Annotated in this window: 23 protein-coding genes and 1 other RNA gene; 16 read left to right on the top strand and 8 right to left on the bottom strand. The window is 45.3% G+C overall.

The genetic code is table 11. The annotated features are described in order from the left end of the window. Nucleotides 1-136 precede the first annotated feature (136 nt). Together MHH93_RS18800 and MHH93_RS18795 are read right to left on the bottom strand one after the other, a co-directional pair. Nucleotides 137-325: a hypothetical protein gene (locus MHH93_RS18800; RefSeq protein ID WP_029880762.1), complete on the bottom strand. Its 189-nt coding sequence runs from the start codon at nt 323-325 to the stop codon at nt 137-139. A gap of 174 nt (nt 326-499) precedes the next feature. Continuing rightward, the gene (locus MHH93_RS18795; protein WP_500055253.1) at nt 500-1,321 is read right to left on the bottom strand and encodes a YitT family protein; all 822 of its coding nucleotides are present in this window, start codon (nt 1,319-1,321) and stop codon (nt 500-502) included. Nucleotides 1,322-1,625: 304 nt separating this feature from the next. On the opposite strand from MHH93_RS18795, the gene cshA reads away from it, so the two are divergent. The 4 genes from cshA to MHH93_RS18775 all read left to right on the top strand — a co-directional run bounded on the left by cshA (nt 1,626) and on the right by MHH93_RS18775 (nt 5,057). Beyond that, nucleotides 1,626-3,218 (top strand): degradosome RNA helicase CshA, encoded by a 1,593-nt coding sequence (gene cshA, locus MHH93_RS18790; RefSeq protein WP_500055252.1) that lies wholly within the window; start codon nt 1,626-1,628, stop codon nt 3,216-3,218. A 208-nt stretch (nt 3,219-3,426) separates the two neighbouring features. Next, a complete protein-coding gene (locus MHH93_RS18785; RefSeq protein WP_500055251.1) occupies nt 3,427-4,239 on the top strand; it encodes a YesL family protein in 813 nt (270 codons plus the stop codon). A 51-nt stretch (nt 4,240-4,290) separates the two neighbouring features. Beyond that, a non-coding RNA gene (ssrS, locus tag MHH93_RS18780) (6S RNA) lies at nt 4,291-4,482 on the top strand. 182 nt (nt 4,483-4,664) lie between these two features. After that, nucleotides 4,665-5,057 carry a DUF1499 domain-containing protein gene (locus tag MHH93_RS18775; RefSeq protein WP_278295859.1) on the top strand — a complete coding sequence of 131 codons (393 nt, stop codon included), beginning with the start codon at nt 4,665-4,667 and terminating at the stop codon, nt 5,055-5,057. 72 nt (nt 5,058-5,129) lie between these two features. Here the strand turns inward: MHH93_RS18775 and tpx are convergent, their stop codons facing one another. Continuing rightward, complete coding sequence (gene tpx, locus MHH93_RS18770; protein WP_036609653.1) at nt 5,130-5,648, bottom strand: thiol peroxidase; 519 nt, start codon at nt 5,646-5,648, stop codon at nt 5,130-5,132. 148 nt (nt 5,649-5,796) lie between these two features. Between tpx and MHH93_RS18765 the strand changes: the two genes are divergently transcribed. Beyond that, nucleotides 5,797-6,423 carry a rhomboid family intramembrane serine protease gene (locus MHH93_RS18765; protein ID WP_253433339.1) on the top strand — a complete coding sequence of 209 codons (627 nt, stop codon included), beginning with the start codon at nt 5,797-5,799 and terminating at the stop codon, nt 6,421-6,423. A 70-nt stretch (nt 6,424-6,493) separates the two neighbouring features. Continuing rightward, nucleotides 6,494-7,405, top strand: a complete 912-nt coding sequence (gene gltC / locus MHH93_RS18760; RefSeq protein ID WP_062833647.1) for a glutamate biosynthesis transcriptional regulator GltC — start codon at nt 6,494-6,496, stop codon at nt 7,403-7,405. A gap of 37 nt (nt 7,406-7,442) precedes the next feature. Here gltC and MHH93_RS18755 read toward each other — a convergent pair whose 3' ends face one another. Further along, complete coding sequence (locus MHH93_RS18755) at nt 7,443-8,123, bottom strand: zinc metallopeptidase (RefSeq protein WP_076330476.1); 681 nt, start codon at nt 8,121-8,123, stop codon at nt 7,443-7,445. A 29-nt stretch (nt 8,124-8,152) separates the two neighbouring features. Next, entirely contained in the window at nt 8,153-8,581 is a 429-nt protein-coding gene (locus tag MHH93_RS18750; protein ID WP_017689377.1) for a MerR family transcriptional regulator, read from the bottom strand. A gap of 352 nt (nt 8,582-8,933) precedes the next feature. Between MHH93_RS18750 and MHH93_RS18745 the strand changes: the two genes are divergently transcribed. From MHH93_RS18745 to MHH93_RS18735, 3 genes are read left to right on the top strand one after another with little or no spacing between them, the layout of a single operon-like run. After that, complete coding sequence (locus MHH93_RS18745) at nt 8,934-10,334, top strand: ammonium transporter (RefSeq protein WP_500055250.1); 1,401 nt, start codon at nt 8,934-8,936, stop codon at nt 10,332-10,334. A gap of 41 nt (nt 10,335-10,375) precedes the next feature. Next, nucleotides 10,376-11,461, top strand: a complete 1,086-nt coding sequence (locus tag MHH93_RS18740) for a DUF294 nucleotidyltransferase-like domain-containing protein (RefSeq protein ID WP_500055347.1) — start codon at nt 10,376-10,378, stop codon at nt 11,459-11,461. Then, nucleotides 11,458-12,195: an exonuclease domain-containing protein gene (locus MHH93_RS18735; RefSeq protein ID WP_500055249.1), complete on the top strand. Its 738-nt coding sequence runs from the start codon at nt 11,458-11,460 to the stop codon at nt 12,193-12,195. Before MHH93_RS18740 ends, MHH93_RS18735 begins: the two co-directional genes overlap by 4 nt. Here MHH93_RS18735 and MHH93_RS18730 read toward each other — a convergent pair. Beyond that, nucleotides 12,181-12,672, bottom strand: a complete 492-nt coding sequence (locus MHH93_RS18730; protein WP_500055248.1) for a M67 family metallopeptidase — start codon at nt 12,670-12,672, stop codon at nt 12,181-12,183. The genes MHH93_RS18735 and MHH93_RS18730 overlap by 15 nt on opposite strands. A gap of 225 nt (nt 12,673-12,897) precedes the next feature. Between MHH93_RS18730 and MHH93_RS18725 the strand changes: the two genes are divergently transcribed. Beyond that, the gene (locus MHH93_RS18725; RefSeq protein ID WP_500055247.1) at nt 12,898-13,449 is read left to right on the top strand and encodes a TlpA family protein disulfide reductase; all 552 of its coding nucleotides are present in this window, start codon (nt 12,898-12,900) and stop codon (nt 13,447-13,449) included. A 78-nt stretch (nt 13,450-13,527) separates the two neighbouring features. On the opposite strand, the gene cimA is transcribed toward MHH93_RS18725, so the two are convergent. Continuing rightward, complete coding sequence (gene cimA / locus MHH93_RS18720; protein WP_500055246.1) at nt 13,528-15,147, bottom strand: citramalate synthase; 1,620 nt, start codon at nt 15,145-15,147, stop codon at nt 13,528-13,530. Between the two features lie 530 nt (nt 15,148-15,677). Here cimA and MHH93_RS18715 point away from each other — a divergent pair. From MHH93_RS18715 to MHH93_RS18705, 3 genes are all read left to right on the top strand, one after another. Continuing rightward, nucleotides 15,678-16,979 carry a DNA polymerase IV gene (locus MHH93_RS18715; RefSeq protein WP_500055346.1) on the top strand — a complete coding sequence of 434 codons (1,302 nt, stop codon included), beginning with the start codon at nt 15,678-15,680 and terminating at the stop codon, nt 16,977-16,979. Nucleotides 16,980-17,096: 117 nt separating this feature from the next. After that, nucleotides 17,097-17,339 (top strand): ferredoxin, encoded by a 243-nt coding sequence (locus MHH93_RS18710; RefSeq protein WP_482073544.1) that lies wholly within the window; start codon nt 17,097-17,099, stop codon nt 17,337-17,339. A gap of 220 nt (nt 17,340-17,559) precedes the next feature. After that, entirely contained in the window at nt 17,560-19,005 is a 1,446-nt protein-coding gene (locus MHH93_RS18705) for a L,D-transpeptidase (protein WP_500055245.1), read from the top strand. A gap of 41 nt (nt 19,006-19,046) precedes the next feature. Here MHH93_RS18705 and MHH93_RS18700 read toward each other — a convergent pair whose 3' ends face one another. Then, entirely contained in the window at nt 19,047-19,184 is a 138-nt protein-coding gene (locus tag MHH93_RS18700) for a hypothetical protein (protein ID WP_339241200.1), read from the bottom strand. Nucleotides 19,185-19,438: 254 nt separating this feature from the next. Between MHH93_RS18700 and MHH93_RS18695 the strand changes: the two genes are divergently transcribed. The 3 genes from MHH93_RS18695 (at nt 19,439) to MHH93_RS18685 (ending at nt 21,955) form a co-directional block, all read left to right on the top strand. After that, nucleotides 19,439-20,536, top strand: a complete 1,098-nt coding sequence (locus tag MHH93_RS18695) for a quinone-dependent dihydroorotate dehydrogenase (RefSeq protein WP_500055244.1) — start codon at nt 19,439-19,441, stop codon at nt 20,534-20,536. Nucleotides 20,537-20,670: 134 nt separating this feature from the next. Beyond that, nucleotides 20,671-21,486, top strand: a complete 816-nt coding sequence (yjbM, locus tag MHH93_RS18690; protein ID WP_500055243.1) for a GTP diphosphokinase — start codon at nt 20,671-20,673, stop codon at nt 21,484-21,486. Beyond that, nucleotides 21,473-21,955, top strand: coding sequence for a DUF309 domain-containing protein (locus MHH93_RS18685; RefSeq protein WP_500055242.1), 483 nt, complete (start codon nt 21,473-21,475; stop codon nt 21,953-21,955). Before yjbM ends, MHH93_RS18685 begins: the two co-directional genes overlap by 14 nt. Nucleotides 21,956-22,052 lie beyond the last annotated feature (97 nt).

The raw sequence follows: 22,052 nt of genomic DNA, 5'->3' as shown, positions 1-22,052 counted from the left end.
CCATGTATGAATTATACATTAAAGCCTCCGGGCTTTTACCCATATTTATCAAGAAATGAAACACATGGAAAAAATGAAAACCGCTTCCTGCTGAGGAAATCCTCTGCAAGAAGCGGCGTGATCAATCTGAAAAAAATTATTGAATGTAAATCTCGTTTTGATGCTCACAAATACTGTACTGAATGATTTCCATTGCGTCTCCCTGTTCCAGGATGCCCAGCCCATCCCGGAGGACAATCAGTGAGTCGAGTTCATTCGGTTTCAAGAAAGGGAGCATTTCCGGGCACCATCTGTTGACAATTTCAAACAGTTTTACCGTTTCCATATCCACAATAATCACCCTTTCCTACTCGAATTCCAAAATGGTAAGTCATTCGGTGCAATTCGGGAAAGCATATGGCCTGTGAAATTGAAGGGTTGAACCTGCTATACAACATATTTAGGAGCCGTACACCGTTATTATACCACAATGTTGTGAATTGTTAACCGTACAGGTGTCTTAACTTCTGCGAAAAGAACCCATAACACCAACCGTTTCCACAATGTTAACAAAAGCGTTTGGATCTGTGTCCTTGATAATACGTTTAATTTCAACCAACTCGTAACGGGTGGTTACGGTCATGAGCATGTCCTTCTCAATATCCGTGTACGCTCCCTGAGTCTTGATTTTGGTAACTCCGCGAGGCCGAACAAGTAATTTTTTTAACATGGCTTCGGTTTCGTTTGTGATAATGTACAGTGTTACCTTGACGTGACTGATATGAATCAGATCAAGCACTTTGCCCGTAATGTAGATGGATACCATGGACGCCAGGGCTGTATTCCAATTGTCACCCAGGTATCCAGCCAGCATAATGATTGCACCGTTCATGCCAGCCATCACTGTTCCAATCGGAAAGTCACGTTTACGCGTGAAGATGGAGCCAACAATGTCGAGTCCACCTGTGGAGCCGCCGACGCGGAAGGAAAAACCAGTGCCTATTCCGATAAGCACACCGCCAAATACAGAACTAAGTAAAGGGTCTGTAGCCACAGCAAAAACAGGCAGAAGCGCAATGAACCAAGAAGTGGCTGCTACCGAGAGAATGCTTAATGTAATGAAGCGTCGTCCAAGAATAAACCAACCTGCAATGAGCAGGGGAATGTTAAGAACAAAATACATTATACTAAGATTCAACGTTGTAAAATAACCCAGAAGCATTGAAATACCGGACACCCCGCCGCTTAAAAGCTGATGGGGGACCAAGAACCAGTTAAAGCCGCAAGCAATAGCTGCAGCACCCAAAATGATCACTATAGAGTGCCAAATTATTTTGGGCAATTTAATCACCTCATTTATATTTAAAACCAGATTGCTGGTAATCTTGAATTGTTTTGTGATATAATGATTTGTGGATATTCTTGAGTAGGAAACTTTTCCCAAATGGAACAATGAAATTTGAAATGTTTCAAACACATGTATGTAGTTTTAGTCTTATGTTGGGGACCCATTCATGGAATTATAATCATTGATGAAAATAATTTGCCCTGTTGGGATACCCTATAAATATTAATGCTACTTAAGAATACAGACAACAAAGTGGATTGTCCACCATGTCCACCATATAAAAGGAGTATGAATAATTTTGACAAATTTAAATTTCACAGATTTCAATCTTGAACCGCTGGTGCTGCAAGCCATCACTGAGCTCGGGTTTGAAGAAGCAACACCGATTCAATCCAAATCCATTCCTTTGGCACTCGAAGGAAGAGACTTGATTGGTCAAGCACAAACTGGTACTGGTAAAACAGCTGCGTTCGGTATTCCGTTGATCAGCAAAATTTCGAAAAGTGACGAAAAAATTCGCGCCCTCATTATGGCACCTACACGTGAACTTGCAATCCAAGTTGCTGAAGAGATCGAAAAACTCACTCGCTTCAAAGGTCTGCGCTCCCTGCCAATCTATGGCGGACAAGATATCGTTCGTCAGATTCGTGCACTGAAAAGAAAACCACAAATTATCATTGGTACACCTGGACGTCTCCTTGACCACATCAACCGCAAAACAATCAAACTTGATGATGTACAAACTGTTGTATTGGATGAAGCAGATGAAATGCTCGACATGGGTTTCATGGAGGATATTCAATCTATCCTGAAACAAGTACCAGACGAGCGTCAAACAATGCTGTTCTCAGCAACAATGCCTCCTAACATTCAAAAATTGGCTCAACAATTCTTGAACAACCCTGAACATGTATCTGTAATTCCTAAACAAGTAAGTGCACCATTGATTGACCAAGCTTACATTGAAGTTCCTGAGCGTCAAAAATTCGAAGCGCTTAGCCGTTTGCTGGATATGGAATCTCCTGAACTGGCGATCGTATTCGGACGTACCAAACGTCGTGTTGATGAATTGGCTGAAGCTCTGCAAAAACGTGGATATTCTGCTGATGGTCTCCATGGTGACCTTTCCCAGAATCAACGTGATACAGTAATGCGTAAGTTCCGTGACGGCAGCATTGATGTACTCGTTGCAACAGACGTAGCTGCACGTGGTCTCGATGTATCCGGCGTAACTCACGTTGTGAACTTCGACCTTCCGCAAGATCCGGAGAGTTATGTTCACCGTATCGGTCGTACAGGTCGTGCGGGTAAAGAGGGTGCTGCTTGGTCCTTTGTTACACCGCGTGAGATCGATCACTTGCACTTTATTGAGCGTGTGACACGTCACCGTATTCCACGCAAGCCACTGCCAACAATGGCTGAGGCTGTAGAAGGAAAACAACGTTTGACAGCAGAGCGTTTGCTCGAAATCGTACAATCAGGCGAACTGAACGAATACAAAGGTATCGCGATTCAAATGCTTGAGCAATATGATTCTGTTCAACTGTTGTCGGCTGCTCTGAAGCTCCTGACAGGTGATAAGAAAGATGCTCAAGTTGACCTGACTCCTGAAGATCCAATCCGTGCGAAGCGTCGCAAACCGGATGTTCGCTCTGGCGGACGTAAACCATCTGGCTATAGCGGTAACCGCAGCGGTGGAAGCAGCAGCGGTGGTGGCTACAACCGCGATCGTAACAGCAGTGGCGGCGGACGTGGCGGTTACAACCGTGATCGTAACAGCGGTAGCAGCACTGGTGGCGGAAGCAGAGAAGGTAGTTACAACCGTGACCGCAAACCGCGTCCGAGCAACAACGAAGGACGTCGTCCAGCGAAAGATTCTTCTTTCGAGTAATATATAGGTGTGGACTGGAAAATGGAGCAGGCAACTGCTCCATTTTTTTATTTTAGTGGCTAATCACTTTCTTGCTGACTACCAAAAGCACTCGGCGAGGGCGCGTACCCGATCTCTTTTCGGGAAGTACTGGCTTTTCCTATCTATAATAAGGTATATTAATATTAGAATTCAGGTAATACGCAAGGCTGCGGAGGAGGAGAAGTGTTTGGAATTTAAAGGAGCTATGGGTGGGATCTACCGGCTTACAGAGTGGATTACGAGACTGGCCGCAACCAATCTGTTGTGGGCTATTTGTTCGTCTCCGTTCTTGTTTTTCTTGATTATGAAACTGCTCGTTATGCAGCAGAACCTCGCCAACGAATCATTGCAAATGAACTGGGCTATAGCCATTGTGGCACCGCTTACACTGTTTCCGGCGACGTCTGCGCTGTTTACGGTTGTTCGTAAATGGAATATGGGGGATACGGATGTACCGATCTTCCGTACGTTCTTTGTAGGTTACAAGGAAAACTACAAGCAAAGTTTAATCGGGGGCATTTTTTACACATTGTTGTTCGCGATAATGTATCTGGATTATACCGTGTACATGACGCAGTTCCGCAACATGCAGCTCGTGGGAATCATTATGCTTGTGCTGCTTCTCTTGTTATTTGTGTCACTCTTTAACTTTTTCTCGATGGTTGTACATTATCACATGTCCATTGGACTCATCATTAAAAATGCAGTACTGTTAACGCTGATCAGACCATTCCGTGTGTTTTCCACATTGCTGGGAAGCGGCTTGCTGTTCTACATCGGTTTCCGTTATCCGGTTCTGTTCGTTTTCTTCATCATCAGCATTATTGCGTGGTTCGCGTTCTTTAATTTCTACGCAACCTTCAACAAGATGCAGGAGCAGATGGAGAAGATGCAGCTGAAGAAGGAAGAAGAGGAAGCTGCTGCGCTGGCTGAACAATCCGCAGAGAATGGTGGAACATCTGAGCCATCAGACGACAAAAACATTACATTGCAAAAATAAAACATGATGGTTCGCCATTTACTTTTTACACAGTTAGGGATATAATAATTGTACATCCTGCGATGTACGTTTCGGTTATTCGTTGTTTTGAACCAATGATGATGTCTTCGGGAGATCAACACAGAATGTTGCTGAAAAGCCCTGTCTATACGACATGGGGACTTCAAAAAACATTTTTGCGGTCACCCACCTGCCAAGCAGGTTCATAAGACAATGTAGCCGGACGGCATAGGCGGGTTTCTAAATTTTCATGTACAGCACCCTGACTTTCCCTCTTCTGAAGGAATCTCAGGGTGTTTTTAAGTTGTGATGATTGTTTTCGATCGGTTTTATGATAAATATGATGCTTACCCTTTTGTTACTACTTGAACAATGTTACACTTAGATACATAAATGGAACGGTTACAATCAAAGGAGGAAGGGTCTTGACCTTAAAGAGAACGCTCGTCGGTATCATCCGCAGCATGGAGGGGACCAGCGATCGAGCCAAGGATCCCAAATTAAAAACACGGTATTATAACTTATCCAAAGATAGAGCTTGGGAAGAGGTCTCTTCGACACTCAAAAAGATTCCAGGTTATAAAGTGCTGCATGAAGTGCCTTCTGTTGGAGAAGTTATTCTGGAGAAGCGGACTACCTTTGGACGGACGATGGACATTACAGTTTCCATTATCTCGGTAAGTCCTGTTCGTAGTGCGGTGGATATGTATTCAGCTTCACGTGGTTCACTTGGAGATTTGGGTTCCAATTATCGCACGATTATGAACTTATTCGCTGTCCTGGATAAGAAGCTAAGCAAGTATAAAGCAAATGATTGAAATAGATGATAAATAACAAAAAGCGAGTGAAGGTTAACCTTCCTCGCTTTTGTTCTGAGCGTATGATAACTTCTACAGCAAAGCTTTTACAGCAGCAATGGCTTGTTCGAAGTTAGGGGAGTCTGTCATTTCAGGCAGATACTCCACATATGTAATCCGGTCTTCAGCATCCAAAACAAAAATGGAGCGCATGTCGAGTTGGAATTCTTTGATCAGAACACCATAGTCTTCACCGAAAGAACGTGTTTTGTAGTCTGACAATGTAACTACGCGGTCAACACCAGCTGCTCCACACCAACGGGCTTGAGCGAACGGAAGGTCAACGCTTACTGTCAAGACAACAACGTTATCTCCGAGTTCTCCGGCTTCAACGTTGAAACGACGAGTTTGCGCATCGCATACGCCAGTATCCAGGGAAGGAACAACGCTGATTAATTTAATTTTGCCTGCGAAGTCTTTCAGGGAAGCATCTTCAACCAGGTTCTTGCTCAGGGTAAAATCAGGTGCTTGATCGCCCACTTTCAGTTCAGGGCCGATCAATGTAATAGGGTTGCCTTTGAATGTGGCTGCGCCTGTACGTTCTTGTGTCATAATAATGTTCCTCCTTATAAATTGGTGATCCGTGCCAAAATCCATTATAATCTTTTATGAAAGGCATTGTCCAATTCGGACATGTACCATTACGATGGATCAGAGATGTAAGTCCGATCTGAACAGGGTGGAGTGAAAGAAGAAATTTATGATATTTATTCGCTATGAGAACTGGAAAGGTTATTTGAAGTATTTCCCTTTGACGTCGATTTTTTTAATTGCCAATGTTGTGATGTTTATTGTGTTAACGGTGAACGGTGGCTCAACAAACAATATGGTGCTGCTGAAATTTGGAGCACTTACGAATCATGAACTGTTCGCACAGGAGTGGTGGCGTTACATCACTTCCATCTTCTTGCATGCGGGCTTCAGTCATTTATTGTTTAACAGCTTTGCGTTAATCGTATTTGCACCACCGATGGAAAGGTTACTTGGGTCGGTAAGGTATGGTGTATTGTACCTAGGTGGTGGCGTATTGGGTAATATTCTTGCTGTAGCATGGTATAACTCGATTGGGAGTATTACCATCTCGGTAGGTGCTTCAGGAGCGATCTATGCCGTCTATGGTGCATTCTTGTATGTAGCACTGTTCCAGCGGACAATGATGGATGAAGCTTCGCGCAAAACGATGTACACGTTACTTTTGTTCGGAATCATATTCTCCTTCGCCATGTCGGGCATCAATTGGATGGCACACCTTGGAGGATTGTTGGGTGGATTCTTCATTTACGGACTGTTGATCAGATTGTGGAAACCCCGTAGCTTAAAGCGGTAGTCAGAACGTTCTCAAGATGGAATGCAATCCAGGATAAGTAGGGTATAACAGATTGGAGCGATCAGGACGAGTGGAATTAAGACAGTTGCATTACTTTTTGAAAGTGGCACAGAAGGAACATGTAACACAGGCTGCTGAAGAGTTGCATGTGGCACAGTCGGCGGTGAGTCGTCAGATTCATCAGCTGGAAGAAGAACTGGGCGTGGACCTTTTTATGCAAAAGGGACGAAACCTGCAGTTGACTGCAGTAGGACAGCTTTTTTGCAAACGAATTGAAGGTATATTAAAAGATTTGGACAAGGCAGTGGGGGAAGTTCATGAATTTCTTGACCCGGAGCATGGGGAGATTCGAATTGGGTTCCCGCACAGCCTGGGGATACATCTCATTCCTTCCGTTGTGGCTGCTTTCCGGCAGCGCTACCCCAACGTGAAATTCAGATTCAAGCAGGGGATGTTTCCTACATTGATTCGTGATGTGTTATCGGGAGAGGTAGATCTGGCATTCATTTCTCCTTTTCCCGAGAAGCATGATCAAGTAGATGGTGATATTGTACTGACGGAAGAATTACATGCGATCCTTCCTCCTAATCACCCGTTAGCTGGTGAAGAGACCATTGCGCTTGAACAGCTCAAGGATGATAAATTTGTATTGTTTAGCAAAGGTTATTCTCTTCGTCCTATTGTATGGCATGCATGTCTGGAAGCAGGTTTCACACCCAAGATCGCTTTTGAAGGGGAAGAGACCGACACCATCCGTGGATTGGTCGCTGCGGGCATGGGGGTAAGTCTCCTGCCTGAGATGGCGTTATTCCAGACGAACCCGTTGCAGCCGGCACATGTGGCTATCTCTCATCCGAAAGTAACACGGACCATTGGCTTAATTCACCGGGCGGATGACAAACTGCCGCTGGTTGCCCAGTCCTTTCGTTCGTTCTTACTTCATTATTTTGGTTTACAACAGAATAATACCCCATCCGATTAACGGTGGGGTATTGTTTTTTTGTTGTATTGATATTCAATTAATCACGGCTGTTGAAGATTCCGATGTAACGAATCAACTCAAGCAGTGAGATCAACGCTGCAGCAACGTAAGTCAAGGCTGCGGCATTCAGAACTTTTGCAACACCTTTTTCTTCTTCGTTACGGATGTATCCTTCGGATACCATGATCTCTCTAGCACGATTACTTGCATTAAACTCAACCGGTAAAGTGATGAGTTGGAATGCTACAGTTACGGAGAAGAAGATGATACCGATCCCTACAAGGTTCATGGCATTGAAGAGGAATCCTGCAATCAACAGGAATGGAGCTAATCCGGATGCAAAGTTCACAATCGGGAAGATCCGGTGACGCAGTGCCAGCATCGGATAACTTTCTTTATGCTGAATGGCGTGACCAACTTCATGACACGCTACCGAGACAGCTGAGATTGAGTTTTCATAATATACTGGTTCTGATAAACGTACAACCCGATTGATCGGATCATAGTGATCAGAGAGCGTACCGCGTACGGGTTCAATTGGAACATCGTGTAGCCCGTTAGCATCAAGCATCTGGCGAGCGGCATCGTAACCCGTGATTCCGTTCTGGTTCGGTACCTCCGACCAACGTCTAAACGTACCTTTAACGCGAAATTGCGCCCATAAAGAGAGCAAAAAGGCGATAATGATCAATACGAACATACCGTTATTAAAACTCATATTCATTCCTCCGCTTTCTAGAAAATAAGCTACATCATGGTGTTCTCAAGCAAGATTTTCAGTGCCTCCATTGTACCGGCACTTTTGGTGAGAAGCCCTGCCATCATTTTGCGTGCTTGTACAGGTTTCATCTCTCCAAGTAGCGGTTTGAGTTCGTTAACCTCTCGCTCAAGTTGTTGTACATGAAGCTCTAATGTTGTCAATTTGCTGGCAACTTGCTCTTCTGTACTAACCAGACGCCACTTCTCAAGAGATTGCTTAATCTCGTCGAGACTATACTTCTCTTGTTTCATCTGTACAATACGTTCAAGCCTCGTTAAAGTTTCATTACTATAGAGACGATAATTTTTTTGTGTACGTTCTTCGGGAGCGATCAGTCCAAGCTTCGTATAATAATCGATCGTCCGTTCACTCACACCAGCGGTCTTGGCGAGTTCGCCAATCCGAAAAAGTTTCATATCCCCAATGATATTCACCTCGCTTGCAAGTTCAAATGTAGGGAATTGTAGTTTCCACTTGCGAATTTCTATACTACGCCCAATTTTTCTTACTAATAAGTATGATACATGATCTTTAACCGTACAGTCAAACGTTATGCTTTGGTAATCAGCTTACTGCATTTCTATATCTATGTACTCATAGAATGTGATTATGTACTTAAGTGCAAGAAAAAGACGTATGACTTTATTCCCAGAAATAATTTTCAGTTTTGATGAAAATACTCTTGTCAACTTTCCTCTCTTCTGCTTATAATGACATTAAGAGTTTCACGTTATGTGAATAAACTTAACATAAGAGGGAGTGGGGTATATGAGAAAGAAATGGTTGGTTTCCGTGTTAGTAATGCTTACTTTGTTCGCTTTTCCGGTCAGCGCATTTGCGGCTGCGGAGGGTCCGACTAACATTGAACTTCAAAGTGGTTTGAACTCAGCCTTTACGTTTTTGGCTGTTGTACTCGTGTTCTTGATGCAAGGGGGATTTGCTTTACTCGAAGCGGGTTCAACACGAATGAAGAATGCAGGACACATTGCGGGTAAGACCATCCTGACATTGGGGATTTCAGTTATTGCCTTCTGGGGACTGGGTTTTGGTCTAGGCTTCGGTAATGGTAATGGATTTTTTGGAACTACCGGATTCTTCCTGAGTGGAGACAGTATGGCAGCTTCCTTTGAATCCCTGGCTTTCTCGGATGTTCCACTGACTATTAAATTCGTATTCCACCTCGCCTTTGCGGCGGTATCTCTGGCCATTGCCTGCGGTGGTATGGCTGAACGTGCGAAGATGAGCGTATATATTGTTTTCGGTACATTGTATACCATTATCATGTATCCGGTGGTTGCTCACTGGGTATGGGGCGGCGGCTGGTTGGCTGAGCTGGGTATGCAAGACTTTGCGGGATCGACAGTTGTTCACTTGACTGGTGCAACTGCAGCATTGGTAGCTACCATCTTGTTGAAACCACGTATTGGTAAATATAACAAAGACGGCAAACCTAATATCATTCCAGGTCACAACCAAGTGTATTCCGTACTCGGGGTTATTATCCTCTGGATTGGTTGGTTCGGATTCAACCCAGGTAGTACATTATCTGCCATGGGAGATGGATTCTTCGGTTATGTTGCACTGACTACGAACGTAGCTGCTGCAGCCGGTGGTGTTGCTGCGCTGTTGATCTCATGGGCAGTACTTGGTAAGTCTGATATTCCTAGCATGTTAAACGGTGTGCTTGCGGCACTCGTTGCAATTACAGGAGCATGTGCATTCGTTGAACCTTGGGCAGCTCTGGTTATCGGTGCTTTGGCAGGTATCATCACATTCTTCACAGCACAGTACTTCGATCGTAAAGGAATTGACGATCCAATCTACGCTTTCTCCGTACATGGTATTGCTGGTATGTGGGGTGCGATCTCCACAGGTTTGTTCGCTACACCTGAACTTGCCGAGAATGCGGGTGTAGGTCAAGCGGGTCTGTTCTATGGCGGTGGCTTCCACCAATTGGGGGTACAACTTCTAGGTCTGGCAGGTGCCTTTGCCTTCGTACTGGTAATGTCCTTCATTATTCTGGGCGGAATGAAAGCGATCATGGGCATCCGTGTTACTGAAGAAGAAGAAACAATGGGTCTGGATATCAGTGAGCACGGTACTTACGGATACCCTGAGCAAATGAAAAATGTTGAAACTAAATCGGGTGGCGGTACGTTCAGCTCCTGAGGTGAATAATGCTGAAACATGCTTCAAGGAGGCTGGACATGATGGAACCCATCTCGTTTACAAACTATTCCTGCTCTTATCGGGGAATCGATGGTGCGGCGTCTGTTCCAGAACTGCGCCAGGCACGTGTGATATTACAGAATGAGCTCCAGGAATTGTTGTCCGCTTCCTTGTCGCCAATCGAGTGGTACCAGACGGTAAATGAACTGCATGACCGGATTGCACGGAAAGCAGTAGAGTTATGCATTCAGGGGATGGTTGAGGAAGGCTTCGGCCAACCTCCCGTCCCCTATGCCTTTATCGTATTTGGCAGTTCTGGCAGGGAAGAAGCAACGTTATGGAGTGATCAGGACAATGGCATGATTATTAGCGATATTCCACATGAGGGTAAAGGGACATACTTTGCCGAGCTTGGACAGCGAATGACGAATATGTTGGAGGGGCTAGGTTACGCCAAGTGCGAAGGCAAAGTCATGTGCTCAGAGCCGATGTGGAGAAAAACGCTGGCGTCATGGAAGCAACAATTAGCAGAGTGGAGTTCTGATCTGAATTGGGAGCCCGTTCGTAATCTGATCATCGCTTCAGACATGCGTTTTGTTGCAGGGGAGCAAAGTCTGGCAGAGGAATGGATCACGAGTTTTTATGAACAGTTCAGACTAGTTCCAGAACTTTCGGATGCCGTTCTTCGCAATACGGTTAAACATAAAGCTACATTAAATGTACTTGGACGTGTGGTCACAGAACGATTTGGTGAACATGCAGGTGGATTTGATGTCAAGTATGGTTTGTACATTCCGCTGGTGAACAGTGCCCGTTATTTGGCTTTGCAACATGGGATCAAGGAGTCATCTACGTTAAAAAGAATGGAGAGATTGACTTCACTTGAAGCTGTCCCGTTTACTTTACTGGATGCATGCCAGCGGGCCTTCATCGCGGCTTTGAAATTTCGTAGAAATACGCCGGTTGTCATTCAAGGTGATCTGCAACATAGCAGTGGGTTCCTGGATGAGAAACAGATGAAACAAAAACAGATTCATTATGAGCTCAGGGATACGCTCGGATTGGTACGACGAGTTCATCGTGCATTACAAAGACAGTTGCGTTTTGCAGAAAGGAGACGTCCATGAGAGAGCCGGCAAGGGGCAATACAGGATTCTGGAATTCGCTGCGTCAGGGAGGGGTTCCTTCCGCCATCGCTTCCATTATGGGAGCCCCTACGGCGCAACACATGGCGTTTATCCGCTCGATGATGCGAGAACAGCGCAGACCTGAGGTTCTGCATACGCCTCTAAATGAGCTGGAAGCAGTTGTATTTGATCTGGAAACGACGGGTTTTTCGCCCCAGCATGGGGATGAGATTATCTCATTTGGTGCGGTCCGTATACATGGTGGTGTGATGCTGGAAGGAGAACAGTTCTACACGGTAGTGCAGTCCAAGACTGCGGTTCCGGAACATATTACTGAACTTACAGGTATTACACAGGAGATGACGCTGGACGCACCAACGTTGCTGGAGGGATTACATGATTTCATGTCTTTTGTAGGCGGAAGTGTTCTGATTGCACATGCAAGTGCGCATGATCGAGCCTTTCTGAATGCTGCTCTGTGGCGGACTTCGAAAGTAAGACTGTCGCATCGTTTAATTGATACGATGATGTTGGCCCGCTGGCTTGAACCAAGCAGGCCGGGGTATGGTCTGGATGAATTGCTGGAATCCAGAGGTATTCCGATCTATGGACGCCACCATGCACTGGAAGATTCAAAAATGACTGCACAGTTATGGTCCTGTTATCTGGAGGACATGACTCGTAAAAATGTGGAGACCTTGGGGGATCTGTATACCCAGTTAAGTCACGCATAATGGAACGGGAAGCAGATTGTACGAAGGTATAATGTGGCGAGGTTGGTCTTGTTGTACCTTCGAGGATACAATCTGATAACCGTTCAGATGCATATGAGATCGCAACCCGCTTGTTAGGTCAGGTGAGCCGATGAGGTACATCTGAAGCAAACCGGCGAAGGCCGGAAGAGCTTGCAAGTCCTCTAAGGAAGGAATGGGCTTTGTATGCGGATGCGAATGGAAGATGCCAATGAGCTCAGGTTCGGAAAATACGCACCTAATCCATTCGGCATCGTCCAGAGCAAAATGATGCAGCGGGTCAGGTGCTACGTTACGAATGGGCTGAAACCGACTGATTCGTATACCGCCCGCTGCGGTTTCACCCAGCATAACCCCGCAGGCTTCTTGCGGCAGCGAAAGGAACATGTGCTTACACATCTCTTGTTTTACGGAAGAAGGGATGTAGAAGGTGTTTTGCTGCCCGTGAAGTGCTGCCATTTGTATTCACCCCTCTCTCTTTGGCTCCTGCTTTGGCAGGGGTCCTTTTTCATTTTATTTTCTACGATGCAGATTGTAAAATTTTAAAGGAAAAGGGTACAATATTAAAGAGAACGTTGGTAAATCATGTTCTGAGAATGGTCATAAAGCCTGCTAAACATGTAGCAAGCACAGAAAAAAGTGTTTCTGTTTCAATAGGCTAATTATATAAAAGGGTGGCGGGTTATGAAACGAAACAAATACATACTCATCGGTGTTATCTTGCTTGTTACTATTACAATGGCCCGGAATACGGGAGACGGGATTGCCACCGTATTCAAACAGGATGAACCCCTGCCTACTGAGACGGGACCCCGTGCGGGTCTTCTGGCACCAGCATTTTCTCTGACCGCAATGGATGGGAAAACGTACAGTGTGGGTGGCGCCAAAGAAAAGGCCACTTTCGTCAGCTTCTGGGCATCCTGGTGTGAGCCATGTAAACAGGAAGCTCCTGAGCTGAACAAAATGGCTACGAAATATAAGGATAAGCTTGACCTCTATGGCGTTAATGTAACATCCTACGATAAGCTGAAAGATGCCAAAGCTTTTGTTGATGAGTACCAACTGACGTTCCCTATTCCTCTGGATGAGAAGGGAACAGTGTATGCTCAATACAATGGAGTCGCTTTTCCAACGAACGTTCTGATTGACTCCAGAGGAGTTATACAGGAGATTGTGCTGGGCATATTGCCCGAGAAAGAGTTGGAACGTAAGATTAAAAAGTTGATTGCTAATTAAATTTCTGCAAAGAAAGAAGCCGCTGTATCCATGAATCATGGGTACAAGAGGCTTCTTTTATTTTCCGGGAAATACACGTTAATGATTACTTAGCCCGTGAGCAGGAATAGGGAGTGTACCGGGCTCATCCTGCAATTTTTCTTGAAGTAACGCATAGCGGAAACTATGCACGAGAGCTTCCCAACTTGCTTCAATCACGTTCTCGGATACACCTACAGTGTTCCATGTGTTTTCCGTATTTTTGGATTCGATCAATACACGAACTTTGGCAGCAGTGGCATCTTTCTCATCAAGTACACGAACTTTGTAGTCTGAGAGATGCATATTGGCAAGTGAAGGGAAGTACTGTACCAGTGCTTTCCGAAGCGCGTTATCGAGTGCGTTAACCGGACCGTTACCCTCAGCAGCGGTGTAGACACTTGTTCCACCTACATTAAGTTTGACAAAAGCTTCAGAAACAACGGATTTGCCAGCCGTTTTCTCCACAAGCATTTTGAATGATTCAAAAGTGAACAATTCTTTCATGTCACCGTTGGCTTCACGGATTAACAATTCGAGCGAGGCATCTGCGCCTTCGAATTGGTAACCCTGATGCTCCAGGTCTTTGATTTTCTCAATAATCTGACGTGAATTAGCACTGCTTGGATCGAACTCAAGCCCCAGTTCCTGCGCTTTGGACACGATGTTACTCTGTCCGGCAAGTTCCGAAACAAGCACGCGCTGCTTGTTACCGACAAGTTCAGGCACAATGTGTTCATACGTACGGGAATCCCGCAGGATGGCAGAGACGTGAATTCCACCTTTATGAGCAAAAGCAGCATTGCCGACATAAGGCTGATTGATCGGCATATTTACGTTGGCAATCTCACTAACATAACGGGCCACGTTGGTAAGTTGTCTCATTGAATCGTCAGTAACACATTCATAGCCGAGCTTCAATTGTAGGTTCGGGATAATGGATGCGAGATTGGCGTTACCGCAACGTTCTCCATAACCGTTCATCGTTCCTTGAACCTGACGGGCTCCGGCTTGTACAGCGCTGAGTGTGTTGGCCACAGCCAGCTCGCAATCATTATGTGTATGGATACCGAGATGGGCGTGAGGCAGGCTTCTATGCAGTGTGGATACGATCTCGTGCACTTCGTTCGGCATTGTTCCGCCGTTGGTGTCACACATGACAAGCCAGTCCGCTCCAGCCTCGTGAGCCTTGGTCAAGACAGATTGAGCATACTCCGGGTTATGTTTGAAGCCGTCAAAGAAGTGTTCTGCATCAAAGATGACTTCCATACCATTCTGTTTCAGATAGGCGATGGAATCATAGATCATGGACAGATTCTCTTCCAGTGTGGTTTGCAAAGCGGTATGCACGTGAAAATCCCATGATTTTCCAACAAGGGTTGCGGCCTGAGCACCAGATTCGATCATGCGTTTCAGGTTGGCGTCTTCACTAGCGACACTGCCTTTACGGCGTGTACTGCCAAAAGCAACGACCTTTGCGTTCAGGTTCAATTCCTTGACTCTTTTGAAAAACTCAATGTCCTTGGTATTGCTGCCGGGAATTCCGCCTTCAATATAATGGACACCCAGGTCATCAAGCTTCTTGGCAATTTTGAGTTTGTCGTCTGCCGATAAGCTGACACCCTCCCCTTGTGTGCCGTCACGTAAAGTCGTATCGAAGATGGAAATGGCCTTTGACATGAAGATCCTCCTTTGAGATAAAGCGCTCTTTTAAAAGTTTGGATTGTAAGTTGGGAAAAGCAGTTAAGTACGGTAATGGATAAATCCTTCAATTCGGCAACGCTACACTGTGTTAAACTGGATGCGTTGATTTGTCCTAAAGTCGTCAATTTGTATAATTAATTATTATAGCACCATTATAGCCAAATGCTACATCGAAATCACAGTTTCATGTAATAATTAATGGATTTTAGAGCTAAAAGAAGAATGTTAATCATAATTCGTAGGTATGTTATAATTTATTATTGAGTTTTAATAGAAATATGTGGAAAAAAAGGAGGGTTGATTTTGACTTTTGTATGGGAAAATACAATTATTGCCCTGATCACGTTGATTCTTTTTGTGAGTGTAGGTTGGTTAATCATCAGGTCTCTGATCAGATCTCGCAGAAAATAAATGCTCGTGACTGAATTAACATAACATGTTTGATATACTATAGAAGAAAGAAATTCGTTTCATTAATTAGTGTGCATGAAAGGGCGGGGGTCATGATGTCTTCAGACGGCAATCCTCCAGCGAATGTGGATCAATATTACCCTACAGCCGGACGGGTGATTCTGCATGTGGATATGAATGCTTTCTACTGCTCTGTACATGAAGCGGAGGAACCGGATCTATATAGAGGAAAAGCAACGGCCGTTGCGGGTAGTAGCGAACTGCGAAAGGGTGTAATTGTAACCTGCTCATATGCCGCTCGTAACCGGGGGATCTCAACAGGCATGGTTGTACACCAAGCGATGAAGAAGTGTCCTGATCTCATTGTGATTCGTCCTGATTTTCATTTATATCGTCAATATTCAAGAGCGTTCATGCAGATAGCATATAGTTATACCCCTCAACTTGAGGCAACATCCATTGATGAGTGTTATCTGGATATTACAGGTTCAAGGCAATTCGGAAATCCGATGGAGATTGCGGAGAGCATACAGCGTAGAATCAAGGACGAATTGGGGTTGCCATGTTCCATTGGTATTGCACCCAATAAATTATTGGCGAAAATGGCCTCGGATCTGAGAAAACCGAACGGTATCTCCATTTTACGCATGAGGGATGTACCTCGTATTCTTTGGCATAGGCCGTGTAACGAGATGTTTGGCATTGGCAAAAAAACGGCTGAAAAGCTGAAAAAACTGAGCATTGAAACGATTGGTCAATTGGCCAAGTCGGATGAGAAGATGTTGACCGAAATATTCGGAGTCAATGGAGCATGGCTCAAAAATTCTGCGAATGGCATTAACCATTCCGCAGTTCACGCGGAACGGGAAGCCAATAAATCCATTGGGCATACAACCACTCTACCTGCGGATGTATCGGATATGAATGAGATTCATCGGGTATTCCTCAATATAAGTGACCAGGTAGCCAGAAGATTGCGCAAGCACGAAATGTTCAGCCAGGGGATTCAGATTACGATTCGGACACCGGATATGAAGACCATCACCCGATCACGTCTCATGGAAGTTCCTACGGAGGATGCAGCGGTCATCTACCGTGAGGCATGTAAACTATTCGAGAAGCATTGGGGTAGTGGCAAGCCTGTACGAATGCTGGGAGTGACACTTCAAAACCTGATTCCAAGAGAAGAATCCGCTGTGCAGATGGACTTGTTCGAATATGAGCAGAAGCCGAAGAAGGACAATCTGATTCGCATTATGGATCAGTTACGTGATAAATTTGGTGAGAATGCTGTTGTGACCGCAGGCATGCTTGGAGATGATCCTTCCGTGCTTCTTCGCAATCATAAAGTACGCGGAACTTCCCTGCAAAAAGATAACTTGCAAAGTCTTGATTAAATAGGGGATAATAAAGACTTGTGGTTGCAAAATGATTTGTAATTATTCTTACTTTGGTTTAATATGTTTCTAGATAAAAACACTGTACGTTTCGAATTTTAGGAGGAGAGAATGTAAATGAGTAAATATACTTGGGTTGAAAAAGACACTTGCATCGCTTGTGGCGCTTGTGGAGCAACGGCTCCAGACATCTACGATTACGATGATGAAGGTTTGGCAGAAGTTATCTTTGACGGAGACTCCAACAAAGGGATCAAAGCGATTCCAGACGACTTGTTTGACGATATGCAGGATGCATGCGACGGTTGCCCTACAGATTCAATCAAAGTAGCGGACGAGCCTTTCAATAAAGAGGGTTAAGGTTTTCTCACATGAACACAGAGCACTTTCTTTTGTCTTTATGACAGGGGAAGGTGCTTTTTTGTTTTCATTTTAACAGGGATCATCTGATCTGTGGATCAAGGACGAACATTGTCGAAATGCCTTTTTCCTACCGGGTACTCAAGTCCTATGGATTCAACGCCTGCTTATGCCGATATATATGGATATTAAGGAAAAAGGCGAAATAGTGGAGGATCGGATGCAAAATACTCATCTAAGAACGTATGTCAAGAAACATCCAGACAATAAAATGGCCTGGTATTTGCTTGGAAAGGAGTACTTGGGCGAAGGACAGGAGGCCAAAGCCAACTATTGCTTCCAACAAGCGGGCGAGGTTTACGAGGCATTTGAACGCAGTAAAGCTCCTGCTGACATCTGGGTGGACTATCAGGAGAAACTGGTGGAGATGTCGGAGCAAAAGGAGAAAAAACAAAGTAGACGCAAAATGTGGCTTACGTTGTTCATGCTGCTTGTGCTGGCAGGTCTGCCACCTGCGGACGCTCCAGGTTTCAGTCGTGAAGCAGCCGATGTACTATCGGCGGCACTGGAATCCACAGATGACATCGCAAAGCCTGTAGAGGCGGATCAACAGGCTGTGACTGCGTCCACACCGCCACCAAGTAATGTGTTCACCGCTGCGGCGTTTGGCGGAGGAAGTCATGGCGAGGCTGCGCTCGCAGCTGCATGGTCCGGTTCTGGACCGAAAGTTGAGACCTCTGCTGTATTGGGCATGCAAACCTCGGAGGATTGGTCTTTGTGGAAGCGAAATATGCCTGTGAAATACATCGTGCAGACGAATACGAGCGGGAAACTAACTGCACAGAGTTATGATGCCAAGCAGTGTAACTGTGAACCTCCTGAAGTCACGCCGAAAATCAAAAAGATGGCAATGGCTTGGACCGCGAAGCAGGAAGCCGCTGCATCATTATCAAGTGCAATCGTTGCCTATCGTAAAAAAAATGACGCTTGGCCAAAGAGTGTAACACAGATGGCTCAGCCATTTCCCAATAATATTCTCGGAGAGACTGCGCCAGGCATGACCGAGATGTTTCCGAAGCTGTTAGCCTTGCATCAAGGAAAGGCACAGCAAGGAAAGGGTGAAGCGAGCGGTGAAGAGAACGGTTCGACGACTTCGAATTCATCTCAAGGCCAAAATGCCGCTTTTGCGGATACGCTGGGAGGTCAGCCTTTTCTGCAGGAACCGCTTGAGATTGTCATTGATAAGGATATACATAAACTTGCATTAATCAGTGGGGATACGATTGTTCGGATATATGATGTGGGACTTGGCGGTGATCGAACACCGGAAGGTTCATTTGTCATTACGGATAAAGTGGTGAATCCGAATGGACGCTCGAATGGTGAGTTTGGAAGCAGGGGGATGCAGCTTTCCAACACGAATTATGCCATCCATGGGACTAACGAGCCAGACAGTATCGGACTGGATGAGTCCCTTGGATGTGTAAGAATGCGTACAGGAGATGTAGAAGAACTATTCGCTCTTGCTCCGCAAGGTACTCCGGTACGCATTGGAGAAGATCTACTGCCAGATCTGACACTTGTTCCAGAAGCTAAGCAGCGTTATCAGCATACGCTTGTTCCAAAACAAAATAATCCGAACAAAACGTATCACTGGCTGAATTGATCTGTTGGATATGTAGAATCAGATGATTCAGCCTGAATCATCTACATATTGGCAATAATGATAAGAGCACCAATAATGATGATCAAGCCGCCTACACATGCTGCAGTCCATGCAATGGCTTTGCGATTCACTTCTTCTTTCTTTTGCTGTAATGCAGGTGGTTTACGTTTGGGAGCCATGAGTTATTCCTCCTTATTGGAATAGAACTGGTGTAGAGTAACCATGCTCTCATTGTAAAGAATTCAACTCGTCATTACCAGTGGACGGGTGGATTTCTTGTGAGCATTTTGCATCATTCGATTTGTGGTGTCTATGCGCAAACTACTTTCCTTTTTAATAAGAAACAGATAGACTTGTGTGTAGAGTGTTTTTTTACATATGAAAAGACGGAAAACGGCTTATTGGCGTACCGGACCAGAACGGAGTGAGTGATATGTTATACAGAAGTCTTGCTAAACCTTTGTTGTTCAAAATGGACCCTGAGCAGGCCCATCATCTGATTATTGGCGGCCTTAGTGGCGTGGGTAGCATCCGGCCGGTTCCTTCCGGACTTCGAGTGATGTACGGCGTTCGTGAAACGTCTGATCTGGCTGTTGACATGTTTGGGTGTCATTTCCCTACACCTGTTGGTCTGGCTGCGGGTCTGGACAAAAACGGACAGGCCGTGACGGGCTTTTCCTCCATCGGATTTGGATTCATGGAAGTGGGAACCGTGACACCACTTGCACAACCAGGTAACGATCAGCCACGATTGTTCCGTTTGCCTCCAGATGAGGCTTTGGTGAACCGAATGGGCTTCAACAATCTCGGTGCGGAAGCCATGGCTGGTGAGTTGGCGCGTCTTCAGGATCGTCGCATTCCAGTGGCTGTTAACATCGGCAAGAATAAGGCAACGTCTAATGAGGAAGCTCACCTGGACTATTCGAAGTGCATTCAGGCACTATACGATTACGCTGATCTGTTCGTGGTGAATATCAGTTCACCAAATACACCGGATTTGCGTAATCTGCAACATGGGAATGAATTAAAGGAACTGCTCGCTGCGGTTATGAACGAGATGGACGTGCAGCATGCACGAGCAGGCGGAGCGATCAAATCCGTTCTGGTGAAGATCGCACCTGATGTGAATGACCAAGAACTTGAATACATGGTTCGCACCATTGCAGACAGTGGTGTTGCGGGCATTATTGCAACGAATACAACCATCAGTCGTACAGGACTCTCCCACCAACATGCGAAAGAGACTGGTGGTCTGAGCGGTAAACCTCTGCGTGAGCGTTCTACAGAGATTATTCGCCAGATCTATCGTCAGACCGAAGGCAAACTTCCGATCATCGGTTCAGGTGGCATTTTCACCAGTGAGGATGCATATGAGAAAATTAAAGCCGGTGCAAGTCTGGTCGAAATATATACCGCATTGATCTACGAAGGACCTGAGGTGAATCGGCGTATTCATGCCGGACTGCGTGAGTTACTGCGCAAGGACGGTTATCGCCATATCTCTGAAGCGGTTGGTGCGGAGCATCGTTAAGAAGGATTGTGAATCCCCGGAATAATAATATAGAAGCATGGAAGAGCGTAAAATGCTTCGGGACTCTTCCCCCCACCAAACATCATGTATAATGGAATAGAACAGGGGACGCTATAGAGACAGGAGGCATAAGCATGGACGGTAGAGACTGGGGTACATTTTTACTTCCTTATGAACAAGCGGTAGAGGAACTAAAAGTCAAGTTTAAGACAATGCGGGCGGAGCTGAAAAAACGGGAAGAGTATGCCCCGATTGAATTCGTTACCGGTCGTGTCAAAAAAATATCCAGTATTCTGGAGAAATCCAGACGACTGAATGTGTCACTTGATGACGTGGAGACAGGCATTGAGGATATTGCAGGTATCCGTATCATGTGCCAATTCGTAGATGATATCCGTCGGGTTGCCGAATACATTCGAGGCCGCAAGGATCTCACGGTACTTATTGAGAAAGATTATATAACGAATTTCAAAGAGAGCGGCTATCGCAGCTTCCATATGATTATTGAGTATCCCGTTCAGACGGCTCTGGGACAAAAGATCGTATTGGCAGAGATTCAGATCCGGACACTTGCCATGAATTTCTGGGCTACGATTGAACATTCATTAAGTTACAAATTTCGGGAGAGCTTACCGGATGACATGCGAGCCAGGTTGAAAAAAACAGCTGAGGCTGCTTTTGTACTGGATAATGAAATGTCTGCCATTCGTCTACAGATTTTGGAGGCACAGAAGGCATTTGAAGATGATTCCAATATCGTATCAAGAACATTGAATATCATTCATCAATTATACTTCTACCACCTTGTCAGTGAAGCGATTGAAGCACAGAAGCGTTTTAACGATTATTGGGAACGGCATGATATGGAAGGGCTAAAAGACTTGCTGGATGATGTGAAAGAACTTCTGAACAACGCCAGAAAGGGCGAAAATCCGGATGAGCATCTATGAGTCACTGTACATTGATTACTTAATCTACTTCAATCGGGATCAGGATTATTTCGAGTGCCATGAGGTGCTGGAAGAATTGTGGCTTGAACGGAACCGGGATTCTCTCTATAAAGGATTGCTGCAAATTGCGGTTGGTTTGTACCACTTCAGGAACGGCAATCTTCGCGGAGGCACAATGATGTTACAGAGCTCACTTGACCTTCTGGAACCTTATCCTGATACGATTCTGGGCATTGACCTTGGGGCTTTGGTATCGGATGTACGGGGAATCGTGAAGGAACTGTCCCAATCAGATGCTCAGTCTGTGTCATACAGGGATTTATCCATACGAATTGTTGATGAGGTCTTGGAACAGGAGATCTCTAGAAGATCGCTTGAGCTTAAACCTAACATTCCGCAACGCCGGAGTCCTACCAGAGGGCGAATATACGAAGAGAAGATGAAGGCGATGGATCAGGGTAAAAGTTGAGTTGTAATCGGCCGTTAACATTCAAATGAGCATCCCATGGAAATGAATTTCCATGGTTATGAAACACCCCGACGATTCCTGTAAAGGGAAAGATCGG

The organism is Priestia sp. FSL H7-0729 (assembly GCF_038005685.1).
Lineage (GTDB): Bacteria > Bacillota > Bacilli > Paenibacillales > Paenibacillaceae > Paenibacillus.
Note: the sequence above shows the minus strand (reverse complement) of the source record. Positions and strands in the feature narration are given on the sequence as shown.

Bases quoted from the DNA above. Each gene is read 5' to 3' on its own strand.
- MHH93_RS18800 (WP_029880762.1), bottom strand. From the start codon at position 325: ATGGAAACGGTAAAACTGTTTGAAATTGTCAACAGATGGTGCCCGGAA.
- tpx (WP_036609653.1), bottom strand. From the start codon at position 5,648: ATGACACAAGAACGTACAGGCGCAGCCACATTCAAAGGCAACCCTATT.
- MHH93_RS18765 (WP_253433339.1), top strand. From the start codon at position 5,797: ATGATATTTATTCGCTATGAGAACTGGAAAGGTTATTTGAAGTATTTC.
- MHH93_RS18755 (WP_076330476.1), bottom strand. From the start codon at position 8,123: ATGAGTTTTAATAACGGTATGTTCGTATTGATCATTATCGCCTTTTTG.
- MHH93_RS18750 (WP_017689377.1), bottom strand. From the start codon at position 8,581: ATGAAACTTTTTCGGATTGGCGAACTCGCCAAGACCGCTGGTGTGAGT.
- MHH93_RS18745 (WP_500055250.1), top strand. From the start codon at position 8,934: ATGAGAAAGAAATGGTTGGTTTCCGTGTTAGTAATGCTTACTTTGTTC.
- MHH93_RS18740 (WP_500055347.1), top strand. From the start codon at position 10,376: ATGGAACCCATCTCGTTTACAAACTATTCCTGCTCTTATCGGGGAATC.
- MHH93_RS18735 (WP_500055249.1), top strand. From the start codon at position 11,458: ATGAGAGAGCCGGCAAGGGGCAATACAGGATTCTGGAATTCGCTGCGT.
- MHH93_RS18730 (WP_500055248.1), bottom strand. From the start codon at position 12,672: ATGGCAGCACTTCACGGGCAGCAAAACACCTTCTACATCCCTTCTTCC.
- MHH93_RS18725 (WP_500055247.1), top strand. From the start codon at position 12,898: ATGAAACGAAACAAATACATACTCATCGGTGTTATCTTGCTTGTTACT.
- cimA (WP_500055246.1), bottom strand. From the start codon at position 15,147: ATGTCAAAGGCCATTTCCATCTTCGATACGACTTTACGTGACGGCACA.
- MHH93_RS18715 (WP_500055346.1), top strand. From the start codon at position 15,678: ATGTCTTCAGACGGCAATCCTCCAGCGAATGTGGATCAATATTACCCT.
- MHH93_RS18710 (WP_482073544.1), top strand. From the start codon at position 17,097: ATGAGTAAATATACTTGGGTTGAAAAAGACACTTGCATCGCTTGTGGC.
- MHH93_RS18705 (WP_500055245.1), top strand. From the start codon at position 17,560: ATGCAAAATACTCATCTAAGAACGTATGTCAAGAAACATCCAGACAAT.
- MHH93_RS18700 (WP_339241200.1), bottom strand. From the start codon at position 19,184: ATGGCTCCCAAACGTAAACCACCTGCATTACAGCAAAAGAAAGAAGAA.
- MHH93_RS18695 (WP_500055244.1), top strand. From the start codon at position 19,439: ATGTTATACAGAAGTCTTGCTAAACCTTTGTTGTTCAAAATGGACCCT.
- yjbM (WP_500055243.1), top strand. From the start codon at position 20,671: ATGGACGGTAGAGACTGGGGTACATTTTTACTTCCTTATGAACAAGCG.
- MHH93_RS18685 (WP_500055242.1), top strand. From the start codon at position 21,473: ATGAGCATCTATGAGTCACTGTACATTGATTACTTAATCTACTTCAAT.